Origin of the sequence: Polynucleobacter sp. 30F-ANTBAC, from assembly GCF_018882385.1 — a bacterium.
In the GTDB taxonomy this organism is placed as follows: domain Bacteria; phylum Pseudomonadota; class Gammaproteobacteria; order Burkholderiales; family Burkholderiaceae; genus Polynucleobacter.
On record NZ_JACVON010000002.1, the window covers coordinates 105,837 to 120,604 of the forward strand.

Sequence of the window (14,768 nt, forward strand, 5' to 3'; positions counted from 1 at the left end):
AAAGGGGAAAAATAAGGCATGATTAGGGCTATGCTACATCGAAAAAATATGAAACTTAAAAATAAATTAATAGCTGGATTTGTCCTTGGCGCTATCGTAGCCTCATTTTCTGTGACTGCGAAGACAAAATCAGAAGATTCATCGATAACCAGTGTTCCAAAAAAGTTTAATCCAAATAAAGTCTTAACGGTAGAAGATAAAAAATTTGTAGAGCTGCGCGAAGCAGCAAAGGCGAATGAGGCAGCAAAAGCTGCCAGCCTAGCGAAGCAACTAGGATCTTACGAATTAAAAGATTACGTTACTTATTTTCAAATTAAGCCTCAATTATTTGATAAATCAAATCAAGCTATGGCCGGGACATCTGCAGATTCATCGGTGCAGGAGTTTCTTAAGCAATATGAGGGCACTGCTATTGCAGACCGCTTGCGAAATGATTGGCTACTTGTTTTGGGAAGGCGCCAAGATTGGAAAAGTTTTGATCGTGAGTACCCGCTCTTTCAGCTGGATGATGATACTCAGGTGAAATGTTACGCATTGCATTCTCGTATGGCTAAGGGTGAGGATGTCAAAGCGATCGGCGCAGATGCTAAAAAGACTTTATTGGATCCTCGATATTTTGGTGATGCGTGTGCTGAGCTAGTTAGCAATCTACATAAAGACGGGGGTTTAAGTAAGCATGAGTTTTTAGCCATTCGAAGGAATGCATTAGAAAACAATCTTGAAACTTTAGCTAGAAAAATGGGCGGGGATGATCCGATTGCCGACATTGTAAAAAGTGCCAGAGTTAATCCATTAGAGGCACTTCGTGACTTTGATAAAAAAAAGTGGCGCACAGGGCAAGAAAACAGTGCTGCCGCGTGGGGTGTCATCGGTCAATTTTTAGCAAAGAAACTTGATCCTAGCGCCATTACCGTTTATCGACTTCAGCATGATGCAGGCCATCATGAGCTGTTATCCCCAGAGTCTCAAGAGTGGAAGGTGAGAACCGCATTGCGAGTAGGTGATTGGAAGTTGGTTAAAGAGTCAATTGAGTATATGTCGCCTGTAATTAGGGCTCGAGATCCCGCTTGGACCTACTGGTATGGGCGAGCTCAAAAAGAGCTTGGAGACGAGTCTCTTAGCAAAGAAACCATGCAGGCACTTATTGAGCAATTTAACTTTTATGGTCAATTGGCAAGAGAAGATTTAGGCATGAAAATCTATGTGCCTCATAAAGTGGTCCCGGACGAATCATTAATTAAAAAGGTGGCGTCTCAAAAAGACTTTTATCGAGCCGTTCGTTTTTATGAAATGGGCCTCCGTTTTGAGGGTAATAGAGAGTGGAATTGGGCATTAAGAGGGTTAACTGATCAGCAGTTGATTGCAACAGCTGAATATGCCAAGCGTATTGGTTTATATGATCGCGCTGTCAATACTGCCGATCGAACAAAGCAAGAACACAATTTCAGTTTGAGATACCCAACACCTTACAAAGAAGCGCTTAGTCCCATAGCTCAATCGATTGGCTTAGATGCTAATTGGGCTTATGGCCTCATACGTCAGGAGTCCCGTTTCATCATGGGTGCTAAATCACATGTGGGAGCATCTGGCTTAATGCAGGTAATGCCGGCAACAGCCAAATATGTTGCAAAAAAGATTGGCATGAATAACTTTAAGCCTAGCAAGCTTGATGATATGAACACTAATTTAACGCTTGGAAGCAATTATTTAAATATGGTTTTGCAAGACTTGGATGGCTCATGGGCTCTGGCATCAGCTGCCTACAATGCCGGCCCAGGTCGACCGAAGATGTGGAGAGAGAAGTTGCCTAGAAGCGTTGAAGGTGCAATTTTTGCGGAAACAATTCCCTTCAATGAAACGCGTGGATATGTTAAAAATGTTTTAGCTAACGCCAATTACTATAGCGCATTAGCAACCAATAAATCTCCTTCTCTTAAAGGACGATTAGGGACTGTATCTCCTAAAGCATCGATTCTTTCGGAGTTGCCATAATGAGTTTGCCAAAAGTATTACTAATAGGTGGTGGCGGTTTTATTGGTCAAGCAATAACAACGAGGCTTGCAAGCTTGGGTTACTCAATTGTATTGCCAACAAGAAAGCGGGGATCTTTAAGAGACTTATGGGTGTTGCCTCAAGTTACTGTGATGGAGTCCGATATCCATGATCAAGAGACACTTAATCGCTTATGTGCCAAGCTATCAAAAAATGATGTGGTGATTAATCTTGTTGGAATTTTGCATGACAAGCCGGGCCAACCTTACGGAAAAAATTTCTTAAGAAATCATGTCGAGCTTCCGCAAAAAATCATTCAGGCAATGAATAAGAATGGCGTTAAGCGCTATATTCATATGAGTGCTCTGGGGGCGGATTCCAATGGACCATCCATGTATCAGCGCAGCAAAGGTGATGGCGAGAAGCTGGTGATCAATAGCAACTTGGACTGGACAATTTTTAGGCCTTCAGTTGTTTTTGGTGAAAACGATAGCTTTATTAATTTATTTGCTTCGCTGCAAAAGTTGGCGCCTGTCATGCCTTTGGCTGGGGCAAGTGTTAAGTTTCAACCTGTGTATGTTTCTGATGTGGCGAATGCGTTCATCAAATCATTGGTGATGCCTCAGACCATTAAGAAAATATTTAACTTGGCTGGTCCTAAAATATACACCTTAGCTGATTTAGTAAGATTTGCCGGTCGAAAGGTCGGAAGCCCTCGATTGGTAATTTCAATCCCAAATTTCTTGGGTTATTTACAGTCCTGGATGCTTGAAATATTGCCAGGTAAAACTCTCATGTCGAGAGATAATTTAGCATCTATGAAAGTGGATAATATTTTGTCTGCTCAAGAAGAGAATGCATTAGAAAAAGTATTTGGGATGAGTCCTCAACCATTGGAAATATTGCTTAAGTGAAAACATTCATTGTTGGTGGGGCTATTCGAGATCGACTTTTGGGTTTGCCGGTTAAGGATGTTGACTATGTAGTGGTTGGAGCAACCCCAGAGGATTTAATTCAAAAAGGTTTTAAGCCTGTAGGGCAGGATTTTCCAGTATTTCTGCACCCACAAACTCATGAAGAATATGCTCTGGCTAGAACGGAGAGAAAAGTTGCTCCAGGCTATAAGGGGTTTATTTTTCATGCAAGCCCAGACGTCACTCTAGAAGAAGACTTGGCCAGGCGAGATTTGACAGTTAATGCCATTGCGCAAGAAATATCATTTGACGGTGAGCCTATTGGACCGATGATTGATCCTTATGGCGGCATTAAAGATATTGAGAAAAAAGTTCTCAGGCATATTGGCCCAGCATTTTTAGAAGATCCTGTGCGCCTTTTGCGGGTTGCTAGATTTACGGCAAGATTTCCAGATTTTTCAGTAGCGCCTGAAACAATTGATGTTTTAAAGTTGATTGGCCAAAGCGGTGAGTTAGATGCTTTAGTGAAAGAGCGTGTGTGGCAAGAGTTTTCAAAAGGTTTGCTTTCTAAGAATCCATCCAAGTTGTTATTAACTTTGCAGGATTGTGGTGTTTTTGAAAAGTTCTTCCCATCCGAGTTAAACAATAATTCTGTAGTTTCTGAGCAGCTTGATCGATCGGCCGAAAGGCACTTTAATCTTCCGCAACGCTGCGCCGTTCTGTTATCGCAATTAAACTCAGAACAGATTAAATCTTGGGCAGATCAGTGGGGCATTCCAGTTGAGTGCAAAGACTACGCCTTGCTTGCCAGCATGTTGTTTGGAACTCTTAGTCGAGCATCAATCGGACCAGAGGATCTTCTGGAGGCTTTAGATCGAATGGATGTTTGGCGTAAACCGGAGCGCTTCAATGAGCTCATAATGATTTCAAAACTGCAGGGTTTTGAAACAGAGCCACTGGTCATGGCCTATCTAGCCGCTAGAAAAGTAGACGTTGCAAGCATTGCTGCTGCTGTATCAAAAGAATCTAACTCTGGTCAATTAATTAAAGATCAGATTCGTTCTGCAAGAATCGCAGTCCTCAAAGGGCTCTAGGTCTTGATCTAAAACCAGGCAACTCACCTTCTGAAAAATCTATATTTTTACCAAGGCAGAGAGCTTTAAATAACTCTCCCATTTCGGCCTCTGATAGCAGTTTTTGTAGGCCGTTTGAAATAGGAATGAACTTCTCTGCATCCCTAGGGTCAGCCAAGGAAAGCGCAAGATCTCCAATCCCCGCATCCAATAGATAAGATGCTTGGCTGGTATAACCCAGCAGCGCAAAGCCACTGTGAAGTGCGGCTTGTGTGATTGAGGTCCATTCCACATGCGCTGTTAGATCGCATAGCCCTGGGTAAAAGAATGGGTCTTGAACAGCATGATGGCGATAGTGAGCCATCACGGTACCCTGATCTCTTTGGGGGTGGTAGTACTCATGAGCTGGGAAGCCGTAATCGAGGGTTAAGAGGAGGCCTTGTTGCAGGCAACGAGCTAAGCTGCCAATCCAAGCAATGCCACTTGGATGAATTTCAGTTGTATAACCATTTGCAAACGAATTGTCTAAAAGGGCTTGAGGTAATAAGGACTCTTCAACAGCAGGCCCATCGCAGAATATTAATTCTGGAGTAGGTGTGTTAGCGTCTGAATTGGAGCGGACATATTTGTAGTGCCACGAGTCTTGACGTTTAACGATTAACTCTACTGGCATAGCATCTAAAACTTCATTGGCCAAAATAATGCCCACAAAATTCTCAGGTAGCTTTTGGATCCAATTAATTTTTTCGGGGCGATTTTTAAGGCGCTCTTTTTGTCGTTCGATTAGATCTGCCGAGAGATCTAAGATGTTGTAAGAGTTAATCTTAATATTGGATTCTTGAAGAGCATTAAGAATAGATTCTGCCAAGATGCCAGATCCCGCTCCAAACTCTAGGATGTGTAAGGGTTGAGCCTTATCTTTTAATTGAGTTAAAACTGGGACGATCGTTTGGACAATGGTGGCGCCGAATAAAGGGCTAATTTCAGGTGCCGTCACGAAGTCGCCACGACTTCCAAATTTAACCGTGCCTGATGCGTAATAACCAAAACCTGGCGTATATAGCGCCATTTCCATATACTTAGCAAAAGAAATTTGCCCTTGATGGGATTGAATTTCTTTTTCGATTTTTTGGGCCAAAATCAGGCTGTGAGACTTTTCTTCGGTGCTAGGGTTAATATCCATACCTCGCGAGTCTACAACTCTTATAAGTGAAGCTGTAAAAAATATGAAAATTCAAAAAATTGCCCTCGTAACGGGAGCGGCCAAACGCCTTGGAAAAGCAATTGCTATTGGCTTAGCAAAAGATGGTTGGGATGTCGCTATTCATTACGGCAATTCTAAAGAGGCTGCAGAGGAAACAGTTAAAGAAATTTTAGCTACTGGGCAGCGCGGAGTTGCTTTGCAAGCTGACTTATCGGATGAAAAACAAGCGAGTCAGCTAATTGAGCGATGCCAAGACGCCTTGGGCTTGCCAAGCTGTTTGGTCAACAATGCATCATTGTTTCAGTACGATGTGGCATCAAGTTTTAGTTATGCCGCTCTAGATCGTCACATGACAACCAATGTGGCGGCCCCGTTGATTTTATCTAGAGATCTTTATCGCCAGCATGCCAAGCTAAAGGCCCAATCAACATCAACCGTTGTGCCGTCTGGTGTAGTCATTAATTTATTGGATCAAAAGCTGGCCAATTTAAATCCAGACTTTTTGTCTTACACCTTATCTAAAGCAGCGCTTCATTCAGCGACCACTTTATTGGCTCAATCATTTGCACCAATTTTAAGGGTGGTTGGCGTGGCACCTGGAATTACAATGGTGTCTGGTGATCAAACGGATGATGGATTTGCGAAAGCACATGCGATGACACCTTTAGGCAAATCATCGGCCCCTGAGGATATTTCTGGAGCGGTGGTTTATCTTGCTAAATCAAATGCTATTACAGGCACAACACTTTACGTTGATGGTGGGCAGCACTTGTTGTCAACTGACCGTGACGTCATGTTTTTAACGGAGTAACCATGCAGGCTTTGCTATCTCACCCACGCTTAATCGATTGCCGTAGATTATTTTTAAGTAATTACGAGATTTATATCAATATTGGTGTTCATGATTTTGAAAAGCGTGGCGAACAACGCGTTTTAATCAATGTGGACTTATTTGTTCCCTTGAATGAGAGTACACCGACTCAAGATCAGCTTGATGAAGTCTTGGATTATGATTTTATGCGCCGTAGTATTGTTGATAGAGTATCAAAAGGGCACATTCATCTGCAAGAAACCTTGTGCGATGACGTGGCTAGAATCATGCTGGCGCACCCTCATGTGCGAGCGGTGAAAGTATCAACCGCCAAGCCTGATGTTTATCCTGATTGTGATGCCGTTGGTGTAGAGATATTTTTGATAAAAGAATGAAAGATCCAAGAAAAGTAGCTTACGAAGAAAATAAGTTAGACAAAAAGATTTGTCGTCTAGCGGGGCAGGCCATTGTTGATTACAACATGATTGAAGATGGTGACAAGGTTATGGTTTGTCTATCCGGTGGCAAAGATAGTTATGCCATGCTGGATATCCTGATGAAGTTAAAGGAGCGAGCACCCATTCATTTTGATTTGGTTGCCGTTAACCTGGATCAAAAGCAACCTGGTTTTCCAGAAGATATTTTGCCTAACTATTTAAAAAAATTAGGCGTGGCTTTTCACATTGAAGAGCAAGACACCTATGGCATTGTTAAGCGCGTTATTCCAGAAGGCAAAACAACTTGTGGTTTGTGTTCAAGATTAAGGCGGGGGATTCTTTACCGTGTTGCGGGTGAGTTGGGGGCGACTAAGATTGCACTGGGCCATCATCGTGATGACATTCTAGAAACTTTGCTGATGAACATGTTTCATGGTGGCAAGTTAAAAGGAATGCCTCCCAAATTAAAATCTGATGATGGCAAGCACATTGTCATTCGACCGCTTTCTTATGTTCCAGAGCGCTATTTGGAAAAGTATGCTGAGCAAATGGAGTTTCCAATCATTCCTTGTAACTTGTGCGGTAGCCAAGAAAATCTCCAGCGAAATGCAATGAAGGCTCTTTTGCGTGATTGGGAGAAAAAGTTTCCGGGGCGTGTAGAGAGTTTATTCAGTTCTTTGCAGAACGTGGTGCCATCACATTTGATGGACCTTAAAGAGTTTGATTTTAAAAACTTGACGGATAGCTCTGGCTCTATCGACTTAGATGAGCAGATCGCTTGGCAGCCAATACAGATGAATCTTTAATTAATTCTTGAACATCAGCTAGCCAGCCGCCAACTCTTTCGGTAGCATATTTATTTTGCTCTTCGTTGACTACGTGGCTGATGAAAGATGCTGTTTCGGCGCCGGCTTCAATCCATTTTTTATGGAATGATTGTTGTTCTTTTGTTTTGCCAGCCTCAAAATACTTCATGTAATCACGCAGAAGACTTTCTGTGGCCTTCTGATTTAACTTTTGCTGCTGAACTTCTTTACAGATGGCCATAAATTCAGATTGTCTGCGAAGCCGTTCTTGAAAAATGATTTCATTGTCAATTGGATTTTTAGCAAGAAACTCGCGAATCTTATTTTCTTGAGTACTGCTTAGGTTTCCATATAACCATTCTGTGCGCTCAATAATTTTATTGGCTCTCACAACACCTTGCTTGATTTTGTCCTTGGGAAGAAATTCATTTTTAAATTTTTGATTATTTTTATCAAACCTTTTCTGAATTGTTTCTATTTGTGATGCGTCCAAGCTTGTGAGCAATTTTGCTGTATCAGGTATGACTTCATCTGCAATGCGATAGACATGTTTGAGTAGTTCTGCTCGTAAAATTAGAAATTCTGTTTTAGAGACGGGAGCCTGGAGTTTTTGTTGAGCTCGTTGAAGTGATCCGGATATGCCGGGTAGTTGTTCGGTGCGATGCCACCAAAAATGACGCTCAAGTGAGCCTCTAATAAATGACTCTTGGGTTTGATTGAAGCCAATGTGGTCGTCTAACCACCAATATGTCAGAGTATCACCCTGGTTATATGCAAATCGCACTGTGCTGCAACCAAAAAGCGTCGTTGTTAGAAGAAAAACAAAGATTAGCTTCGTTGTTAGGATGTGCCCGAATAAACTCATATAATTATTATCAATGAATATAGTCATATTAGCTGCTGGGCAAGGAAAGCGCATGCGATCTGCGCTGCCCAAGGTTTTACACCCCATTGCTGGGAAGCCCATGCTCGGCCATGCTATGGCCAGCGCAGAAGCAATCTCAGGTCAACACCAGGTGATTGTCGTCATCGGGCATGGTGGAGAGGCCGTTCAAGAATATCTAGAAAAATCAGGGAGTTCTGCAAAAACAGTTGTTCAGAAAGAGCAAAAAGGCACAGGCCATGCTGTTTTACAAGCTACCGATCTTCTATTGGATGATGCGCCAACATTGATCCTTTATGGTGATGTGCCGTTAATCCAGACTCAAACATTAGAGCGCTTATGTGAGTTAGCCAGTCATGGCGGTTTGGGATTATTAACCCAGGACATGATTAATCCTCATGGGTATGGAAGAATTGTTAGAAATTTAGATGGTGGAGTGCAGGCGATTGTGGAAGAGAAGGATGCCACAAGCGACATTAAAGCCATTACCGAAATCAATACCGGATTAATGGCGGTCCCTACTCCAAAGTTAAAGAGCTGGCTTAAAAATTTAAAGCCTAACAATGCCCAAGGCGAATACTATTTAACAGATATTATTTCTTTAGCCGCAGCTGAAGGTTTACCCGTACTTACGACGTCTCCTGATGCCCCATGGGAAACCGTGGGTGTTAATAGTCGAGCACAATTGGCAGAATTAGAGAGAACTTGGCAGTTGGAATTAGCTAGCAGACTTTTGGAGTCGGGCGTTACTTTGATTGATCCAGCTAGGATCGATATCAGGGGTCAGTTGGTATGTGGCCAAGATGTCAAAATTGATGTGGGTTGCATTTTCGAGGGGCAAGTGACTTTAGCTGATGGTGTCACTATTGGTCCTTACTGCGTAATTCGTGATGCAGTGATTGAGGCGGGCGCGGTTATTCAAGCATATACCCATATTGACCAGGCAAAAGTCGGAAGCAGAAGTGTCATCGGCCCTTATGCAAGGCTTCGCCCTGGAACAGATTTGGCCGCTGAAGTCCATATTGGTAATTTTGTTGAAATCAAAAATAGTCAGATTGGGTTTAATAGTAAAGCCAATCACTTGGCTTACATTGGTGATGCCACCATCGGATCAAAGGTCAATGTGGGTGCAGGAACCATTACGTGTAATTACGATGGCGTTAATAAACACAGAACAATTATTGAGGATGAGGCATTTATTGGCTCTGATTCTCAATTGGTTGCCCCAGTAACTGTTGGCAAGGGCGCCACTTTAGGTGCTGGAACTACTTTAACAAAAGATGCTCCAGCCGGTCAGCTAACCATCACACGAGTGAAGCAAGCCTCGTTGAATTGGCAGAGACCAGTTAAAAAGCCGAAGTAAAAATGACATACGGCATTAATTAATAGGAAATAGTTATGTGTGGAATTGTTGGCGCTGTTGCTAAACGAAATGTTGTCGGTATTTTGGTTGAAGGACTTCGTCGTCTTGAATACAGGGGCTATGATTCTTGCGGCTTTGCATTGTTATCCGATGGTCATTTGGTTCGTGCACGAACCACAGCGAGGGTTTCTGATTTAGGGGATCAAGGTCAGACAATGTCTGGCAACATCGGCATAGCGCATACTCGCTGGGCCACTCACGGCAAGCCAGACACAGTAAATGCCCATCCACATTTTTCAAATGATCTGATTGGGTTAGTTCACAACGGCATCATTGAAAACTACGAAGAGTTAAGAGCCGAGCTGCAAGCAGCAGGATATGTATTTGTTTCGCAAACGGATACAGAGGTCATTGCGCACCTGATTCATCAAACATATGTGAAGATGGATAAAAGAGATTTGGCTCAAGCTGTTAGGGCAACGGTGCCTAAGTTGCATGGCGCTTATGCTATTGGTGTTATTGCTCAGGATGAGCCAGGGGTTTTGGTTGGTGCGCGCGTTGGCTCGCCATTGGTTGTTGCTTATGGTGAGCATGAAAACTTTCTTGCTTCAGATGCCTTAGCTGTTGCGGAGCATGCTAATGCTATGTCTTACCTTGAAGAGGGAGACATAGCTGTTTTAACAACAGATGCGGTCATCATTACAAACATTGATGGTGTCATTCAAACACGTGCCAAGAAAGAGGTTCCCGCACAAGTGGCGGCAGTAGATCTAGGGCCTTATCAGCACTATATGCAAAAAGAGATTTTTGAGCAGCCTCGTGCTATCAGTGACACCTTGGGGCACGCGCAAAATGCAGACCCTGCTTTATTTGGAGCAACATCTGCTGATTGGAAAAAAATTGACAGTGTTTTAATTTTGGCATGTGGCACTAGCTATTATGCTGCCAGTACTGCTAAATATTGGCTTGAAGACTTGGCTGGCATTTCAACTCAAGTTGAAATCGCTAGCGAGTATCGATACCGTAAGACAGTCCCGAATCCAAATGCTTTGGTAATTGTTGTTTCTCAGTCTGGTGAAACCGCTGATACATTGGCGGCATTAAGGCACGCCCAATCATTAGGTCACACAGAAACTCTGGCTGTATGCAATGTGGCAACGAGTGCGATGGTGAGAGAAACCAAGTATTGTTTTCTGACTCATGCTGGAACTGAAATTGGCGTAGCATCGACAAAAGCATTTACAACTCAGTTGGTAGGTTTATATTTGCTAGCGCTTACACTGGCTAAGCATCGCCATCTTTTAACTGATGCTCAAGAAAAAAATGCATTTAATCGTCTGCGTCATTTGCCATCCGCAATCAATGCGGCCTTAGCGCTTGAACCACAAATCATTGCTTGGAGTGAAGCATTTGCTAAGTGTGAGAACGCATTGTTTTTAGGTCGTGGTTTGCATTACCCCATTGCTTTAGAGGGAGCTCTTAAGCTGAAGGAAATTTCTTATATTCATGCTGAAGCCTATCCAGCAGGAGAGCTTAAGCATGGGCCATTGGCTTTGGTAACAGATAAGATGCCTGTTGTAACTGTGGCGCCCAATGATTCATTGTTGGAAAAATTAAAGTCGAATATGCAAGAAGTTAAAGCGCGAGGCGGAAAGCTTTATGTTTTTGCAGATTCAGATACTCAAATTACGGCTAGCGAAGGCATTCATGTGATTCGCATGCCTGAGCACTATGGTGATCTCTCACCTATCTTGCACGTTATACCTTTGCAACTATTGGCTTACCACACAGCATGTGCCATCGGCACGGATGTTGATAAACCAAGGAACCTCGCAAAATCAGTTACGGTGGAGTAGCTAGGCTAGGGGGTAGTTGTAATATAAGCCCTCGAGTTCGATTTTCAATTGTATTAAGAACCAAGGGCTTGATGATTGGTTCGTATTCAGCCTATCAAATAGAGCTGTCAAATCGAGTTATCTCCCTGAGAGACCTTAAAAGACTCACATTTAAGGATATAGCTGAACTTTTGAAATCAGAAGGTTATAAATCTCCAAGAGGATTTGATCTTGGAGCTGAAAGCGTATTTTCAATCTATAAAAAAAGAAAAATCAGAGATTTTCGACTCGAGGCTTCACCGAGTATTAGTCTGAAAGATTTAGATGTCAGTCAGTTATGAGATTATTGTAAAAATAATAACCATCGTTGTTAAAGTGTTAGGTCAAGATAAGATGAACAAAAAATTATTACTTCTCATTTCTTTTGTTTTAGTTTCACAGACAGTTTCAGCAATTAATTTTGGTGGAGCAGCTGGTCGATTAGGTAAAGAGCTTGATAAGCTAAATCCATTTTCATCTACACCTGAAAGTAGAGCAGATGATTTATATAAAAATGCTGAGTCAAAAGTTTTCGACTGTAAATTTGGCTCCGCTTGGCTTACCTTAGTTGATGGTTACTTAACTGTTAACAATAGAATGATTGGACAAGTTAAAAAACTTTCTTTGGATAAACAGTTATTAGTGAGAGTTGATACAACTGGAGCTAATTTCACTTGTAATGTTGTCGGTGAAGATTGGTACTCAGGTGATGTACAAGAAATGACACCTTGTAAGATAAAAGAACAAGCAGTTCTCTTATGTAAGAGAAGAAAGTAACCAAAGGTATAAGTTCTTTGGTTAAATAGTTAGAGTCACAACTATGGTTTTACTATTTTGGCTCTGGGAAATATGAAACTCTTTCAAGTTCGATCTCTTGATTAGATCTAAGAGTCTCTCCTTGGTGTACTTGACTCCCGACTTCTCCACTTGTTTCGCTATTTGATCTGACATTCTTTTTTTCCTTTTCTTTCTTTTTTCTTTGGTGGTTTACCCACTCTATAAATCCCATCATCAAAACATTTCCTTTCTGGCTCGTTGAAAATTTTCACTGTTATTCCAGTGTTCATTTAGAAAACGCTTAAGACAGTACCTAACAACCTCGGAACGGTTGTAACCAAGTCGATCACATAATTGCTGAAATTTATGTGTGAAGTCATTGGTGGCTCTGAAAGCGAAAATATGGTTTTTTTGGATTTGGTCCTTTAACACAACGAAACTCCTTGTTTTTGGTCTTTTTTCTATTTAGTCAATTTTTTACTTTCGTAATTTTTGATAAATAAAAGAAATAAAGGAGACAAAATGATCAATACCTTAACTGCTCGTGGTCGAATGTTTGAAATCTCTATAAAACCCATTTCAAAGATGGAATTTAAGGAGTTATACAAAAAAGGTCGTAAAACTGAGCTTTATAAACAGTTATATGAGGCTACAACCTTCGAAAACGACCTATACGGGTTTCAGATGGACAAGGGAAGGGGTAACCTTGAAATGTATTTGAACGGGGTTTCTCTAGAGCTTAAAAAGACTCTATGGATGAAATACGAGATAACTCATTTACCAGTTGATGGGTCAATTCATCCAATTAGCGGTGTACAAGAATATTATTTTGTATCTGAGACGGGTTTTGTAAGTGGAGAATCAGAGCTTAAGTTCAAGGGGGAATATAGGGGGGATGAGCTAAGGTTTGAAGTTGAACGAAGGGGTCTATTCGACAAGACCTGCTCATCGATATTAAACCCTACATACAGGGGTCAGTATTTAAGCTTAATTTGGAATTGGTCTGGATACAAAAATCAGTATTTAATCACTTCGAAGGGAAAGCGATACCCTTTGATTAACTAATTACTTACCGATAATGTAACCAATGGCTAAAGCGATTAATACATAAATCCACGGAAAATCCCCAGACTTAACTAACCCGTTTTTCATAGCTGAGAATTGTTGTGAGATTTGGGATGTGACACCCTCGGAGTTGGTTGATACGACATCAATTTTTTTAGATAGTACAGCAATTTGTTCCGAGAGATTTTTAATCTGCTGATTAACGCTTGATGAATCGCTTGAATTTGAATTAGCAATTTTTTCTTTAATTTCATCAAGTCTTGTATTCAATTCAAAAATACTGGTCTCCTTTGAATCTAATGGACTATCTTCATCGAAGTCAAAAATGCTACTAATGTAAAGTTCAGCATCTTTTCTGTTAGAAAGTTCGTTAAGTTTGTAGTCATAGAAAGAAGTAACTCTATCCCAGTCATCGATACCATCTGGCTCTTTGAAATTATGAATAGCATCTGAGAAATGCTTACCAATCGACCTATTTCTCTTTAAGAAGAGCCCTTCGTTATCAGTTAAGCCAAGTAAAAATGGGCGACCATATTTTTGTAAATATGAGTCAAATTTATTAATTGTTAACTTTGATAAATTGTATGAGCTAAAGGCTCCCGAGAAATAACCTTGAGTAATGTGGAAATCATTTTTACTTAACAGGAATTCTTCAAGGTCTACAAAATATAGAGAAGATATTTTCTGAACTGTATATTTTTTAATTTGATGGTAGATGTCAAAGGTTTGTGATTGACCTTTATCTTCATCTTGAGCATTTCTAACCCATCTAGAGAAAACAATATTAAGAAAAGCTTTGTGTGATTGAATCGAATTTTCTTTCCAAAGTTTTCTGTCCTCGCTAAGACCGAGTGTCTGAGAAAAACTGTATGGAATCGATAGCTCTTGAAACTTTGGGAGTGTATTTGTAAGTAAAGATGCTGTTAAGTCACTTACAGGAAGTGTTAATAATAGATTCCAATAACCTGATATGACACCGTGTTGAGAAATATCGTAATCTCGATCGTCCTCTGGTTCTGCTAAGACGGTTGGATTTCTAAGTAACTCAAAAAGGATATTGAAGTATCGATCTTCGTTTACATCTTTACACCAATCTTTTTTCTCAAGGGCTTGATCAATTACCTCAAAAGGAATGTACGTATTTGAAAATAAAGTTTCTATATGTTCATCTGAACTATTTTTAGCTATCCACTCAATTCTTTTTGATAGCCAAGGTTTGGCTGAGTAAAGACCTGAGACTGCTAGTTTGTTAGATAAAATTGCTGTAAGAACAGATGAGTCAATCACTGAATCTTTAGTGTGTCTGGTTAATAAAGTTTCTATTAGCTCTGAATCTCCAATTACAAGAGCTAAACCAATATCAATAACCCTATTATTCCGATTCAATAAAGCCTTAGCCGTTGATTCTGGAAACTGACATTCATCATATAACCACCTTTTCCCGTCGGGGACTGATTTAGATTTTTCTTGAAGATATGTCAGTACCTCAGACGGAGAGGCTGACAAAAGAAACTCTTTCTCAATAATTTCAATGCTTTGCTTACCCATATTAGAAATTTCCAATAATTT

13 protein-coding genes are annotated in these 14,768 nt (G+C 41.0%); 10 read left to right on the forward strand and 3 right to left on the reverse strand.

Going from position 1 to position 14,768, the window contains the following annotated elements:
• Positions 1–48 precede the first annotated feature (48 nt).
• From ICN28_RS06090 to ICN28_RS09670, 3 genes are read left to right on the forward strand one after another with little or no spacing between them, the layout of a single operon-like run.
• On the forward strand, positions 49–1,992 hold the full coding sequence (locus ICN28_RS06090) for a lytic transglycosylase domain-containing protein (protein WP_216287092.1): 1,944 nt from the start codon (positions 49–51) through the stop codon (positions 1,990–1,992).
• Positions 1,992–2,906 carry a complex I NDUFA9 subunit family protein gene (locus tag ICN28_RS06095; RefSeq protein ID WP_216287093.1) on the forward strand — a complete coding sequence of 305 codons (915 nt, stop codon included), beginning with the start codon at positions 1,992–1,994 and terminating at the stop codon, positions 2,904–2,906. The genes ICN28_RS06090 and ICN28_RS06095 overlap by 1 nt, the downstream gene beginning before the upstream one ends.
• The gene (locus ICN28_RS09670; RefSeq protein WP_216287094.1) at positions 2,903–4,000 is read left to right on the forward strand and encodes a polynucleotide adenylyltransferase; all 1,098 of its coding nucleotides are present in this window, start codon (positions 2,903–2,905) and stop codon (positions 3,998–4,000) included. The genes ICN28_RS06095 and ICN28_RS09670 overlap by 4 nt, the downstream gene beginning before the upstream one ends.
• Here ICN28_RS09670 and ICN28_RS06105 read toward each other — a convergent pair.
• A complete protein-coding gene (locus ICN28_RS06105; protein WP_216287095.1) occupies positions 3,987–5,162 on the reverse strand; it encodes a class I SAM-dependent methyltransferase in 1,176 nt (391 codons plus the stop codon). The two genes, ICN28_RS09670 and ICN28_RS06105, sit on opposite strands and share 14 nt — an antisense overlap.
• A 43-nt stretch (positions 5,163–5,205) precedes the next feature.
• Here ICN28_RS06105 and ICN28_RS06110 point away from each other — a divergent pair, with 43 nt between their 5' ends.
• From ICN28_RS06110 to ttcA, 3 genes are read left to right on the forward strand one after another with little or no spacing between them, the layout of a single operon-like run.
• Complete coding sequence (locus ICN28_RS06110; protein ID WP_216287096.1) at positions 5,206–5,994, forward strand: SDR family oxidoreductase; 789 nt, start codon at positions 5,206–5,208, stop codon at positions 5,992–5,994.
• Between the two features lie 2 nt (positions 5,995–5,996).
• On the forward strand, positions 5,997–6,389 hold the full coding sequence (locus tag ICN28_RS06115) for a dihydroneopterin aldolase (protein WP_216287099.1): 393 nt from the start codon (positions 5,997–5,999) through the stop codon (positions 6,387–6,389).
• On the forward strand, positions 6,386–7,237 hold the full coding sequence (gene ttcA / locus ICN28_RS06120; RefSeq protein ID WP_216287101.1) for a tRNA 2-thiocytidine(32) synthetase TtcA: 852 nt from the start codon (positions 6,386–6,388) through the stop codon (positions 7,235–7,237). Before ICN28_RS06115 ends, ttcA begins: the two co-directional genes overlap by 4 nt.
• Here the strand turns inward: ttcA and ICN28_RS06125 are convergent.
• A complete protein-coding gene (locus ICN28_RS06125) occupies positions 7,185–8,102 on the reverse strand; it encodes a DUF6279 family lipoprotein (protein WP_216287103.1) in 918 nt (305 codons plus the stop codon). The two genes, ttcA and ICN28_RS06125, sit on opposite strands and share 53 nt — an antisense overlap.
• A 13-nt stretch (positions 8,103–8,115) precedes the next feature.
• Here ICN28_RS06125 and glmU point away from each other — a divergent pair, with 13 nt between their 5' ends.
• The 4 genes from glmU (at position 8,116) to ICN28_RS06145 (ending at position 13,199) form a co-directional block, all read left to right on the forward strand.
• A complete protein-coding gene (glmU, locus tag ICN28_RS06130; protein ID WP_216287104.1) occupies positions 8,116–9,483 on the forward strand; it encodes a bifunctional UDP-N-acetylglucosamine diphosphorylase/glucosamine-1-phosphate N-acetyltransferase GlmU in 1,368 nt (455 codons plus the stop codon).
• A gap of 35 nt (positions 9,484–9,518) precedes the next feature.
• Positions 9,519–11,339 (forward strand): glutamine--fructose-6-phosphate transaminase (isomerizing), encoded by a 1,821-nt coding sequence (gene glmS / locus ICN28_RS06135; protein WP_216287106.1) that lies wholly within the window; start codon positions 9,519–9,521, stop codon positions 11,337–11,339.
• A 303-nt stretch (positions 11,340–11,642) separates the two neighbouring features.
• Positions 11,643–12,134 carry a hypothetical protein gene (locus tag ICN28_RS06140; RefSeq protein WP_216287107.1) on the forward strand — a complete coding sequence of 164 codons (492 nt, stop codon included), beginning with the start codon at positions 11,643–11,645 and terminating at the stop codon, positions 12,132–12,134.
• Positions 12,135–12,656: 522 nt separating this feature from the next.
• The gene (locus tag ICN28_RS06145) at positions 12,657–13,199 is read left to right on the forward strand and encodes a hypothetical protein (RefSeq protein WP_216287108.1); all 543 of its coding nucleotides are present in this window, start codon (positions 12,657–12,659) and stop codon (positions 13,197–13,199) included.
• Here ICN28_RS06145 and ICN28_RS06150 read toward each other — a convergent pair whose 3' ends face one another.
• Entirely contained in the window at positions 13,200–14,747 is a 1,548-nt protein-coding gene (locus ICN28_RS06150) for a hypothetical protein (protein WP_216287109.1), read from the reverse strand.
• Positions 14,748–14,768 lie beyond the last annotated feature (21 nt).

Excerpts from the sequence above, each read along its gene's own strand:
- ICN28_RS06090 (WP_216287092.1), top strand. The coding sequence starts at position 49 with ATGAAACTTAAAAATAAATTAATAGCTGGATTTGTCCTTGGCGCTATC.
- ICN28_RS06095 (WP_216287093.1), top strand. The coding sequence starts at position 1,992 with ATGAGTTTGCCAAAAGTATTACTAATAGGTGGTGGCGGTTTTATTGGT.
- ICN28_RS06105 (WP_216287095.1), bottom strand. The coding sequence starts at position 5,162 with ATGGATATTAACCCTAGCACCGAAGAAAAGTCTCACAGCCTGATTTTG.
- ICN28_RS06110 (WP_216287096.1), top strand. The coding sequence starts at position 5,206 with ATGAAAATTCAAAAAATTGCCCTCGTAACGGGAGCGGCCAAACGCCTT.
- ICN28_RS06115 (WP_216287099.1), top strand. The coding sequence starts at position 5,997 with ATGCAGGCTTTGCTATCTCACCCACGCTTAATCGATTGCCGTAGATTA.
- ttcA (WP_216287101.1), top strand. The coding sequence starts at position 6,386 with ATGAAAGATCCAAGAAAAGTAGCTTACGAAGAAAATAAGTTAGACAAA.
- ICN28_RS06125 (WP_216287103.1), bottom strand. The coding sequence starts at position 8,102 with ATGAGTTTATTCGGGCACATCCTAACAACGAAGCTAATCTTTGTTTTT.
- glmU (WP_216287104.1), top strand. The coding sequence starts at position 8,116 with ATGAATATAGTCATATTAGCTGCTGGGCAAGGAAAGCGCATGCGATCT.
- glmS (WP_216287106.1), top strand. The coding sequence starts at position 9,519 with ATGTGTGGAATTGTTGGCGCTGTTGCTAAACGAAATGTTGTCGGTATT.
- ICN28_RS06140 (WP_216287107.1), top strand. The coding sequence starts at position 11,643 with ATGTCAGTCAGTTATGAGATTATTGTAAAAATAATAACCATCGTTGTT.
- ICN28_RS06145 (WP_216287108.1), top strand. The coding sequence starts at position 12,657 with ATGATCAATACCTTAACTGCTCGTGGTCGAATGTTTGAAATCTCTATA.
- ICN28_RS06150 (WP_216287109.1), bottom strand. The coding sequence starts at position 14,747 with ATGGGTAAGCAAAGCATTGAAATTATTGAGAAAGAGTTTCTTTTGTCA.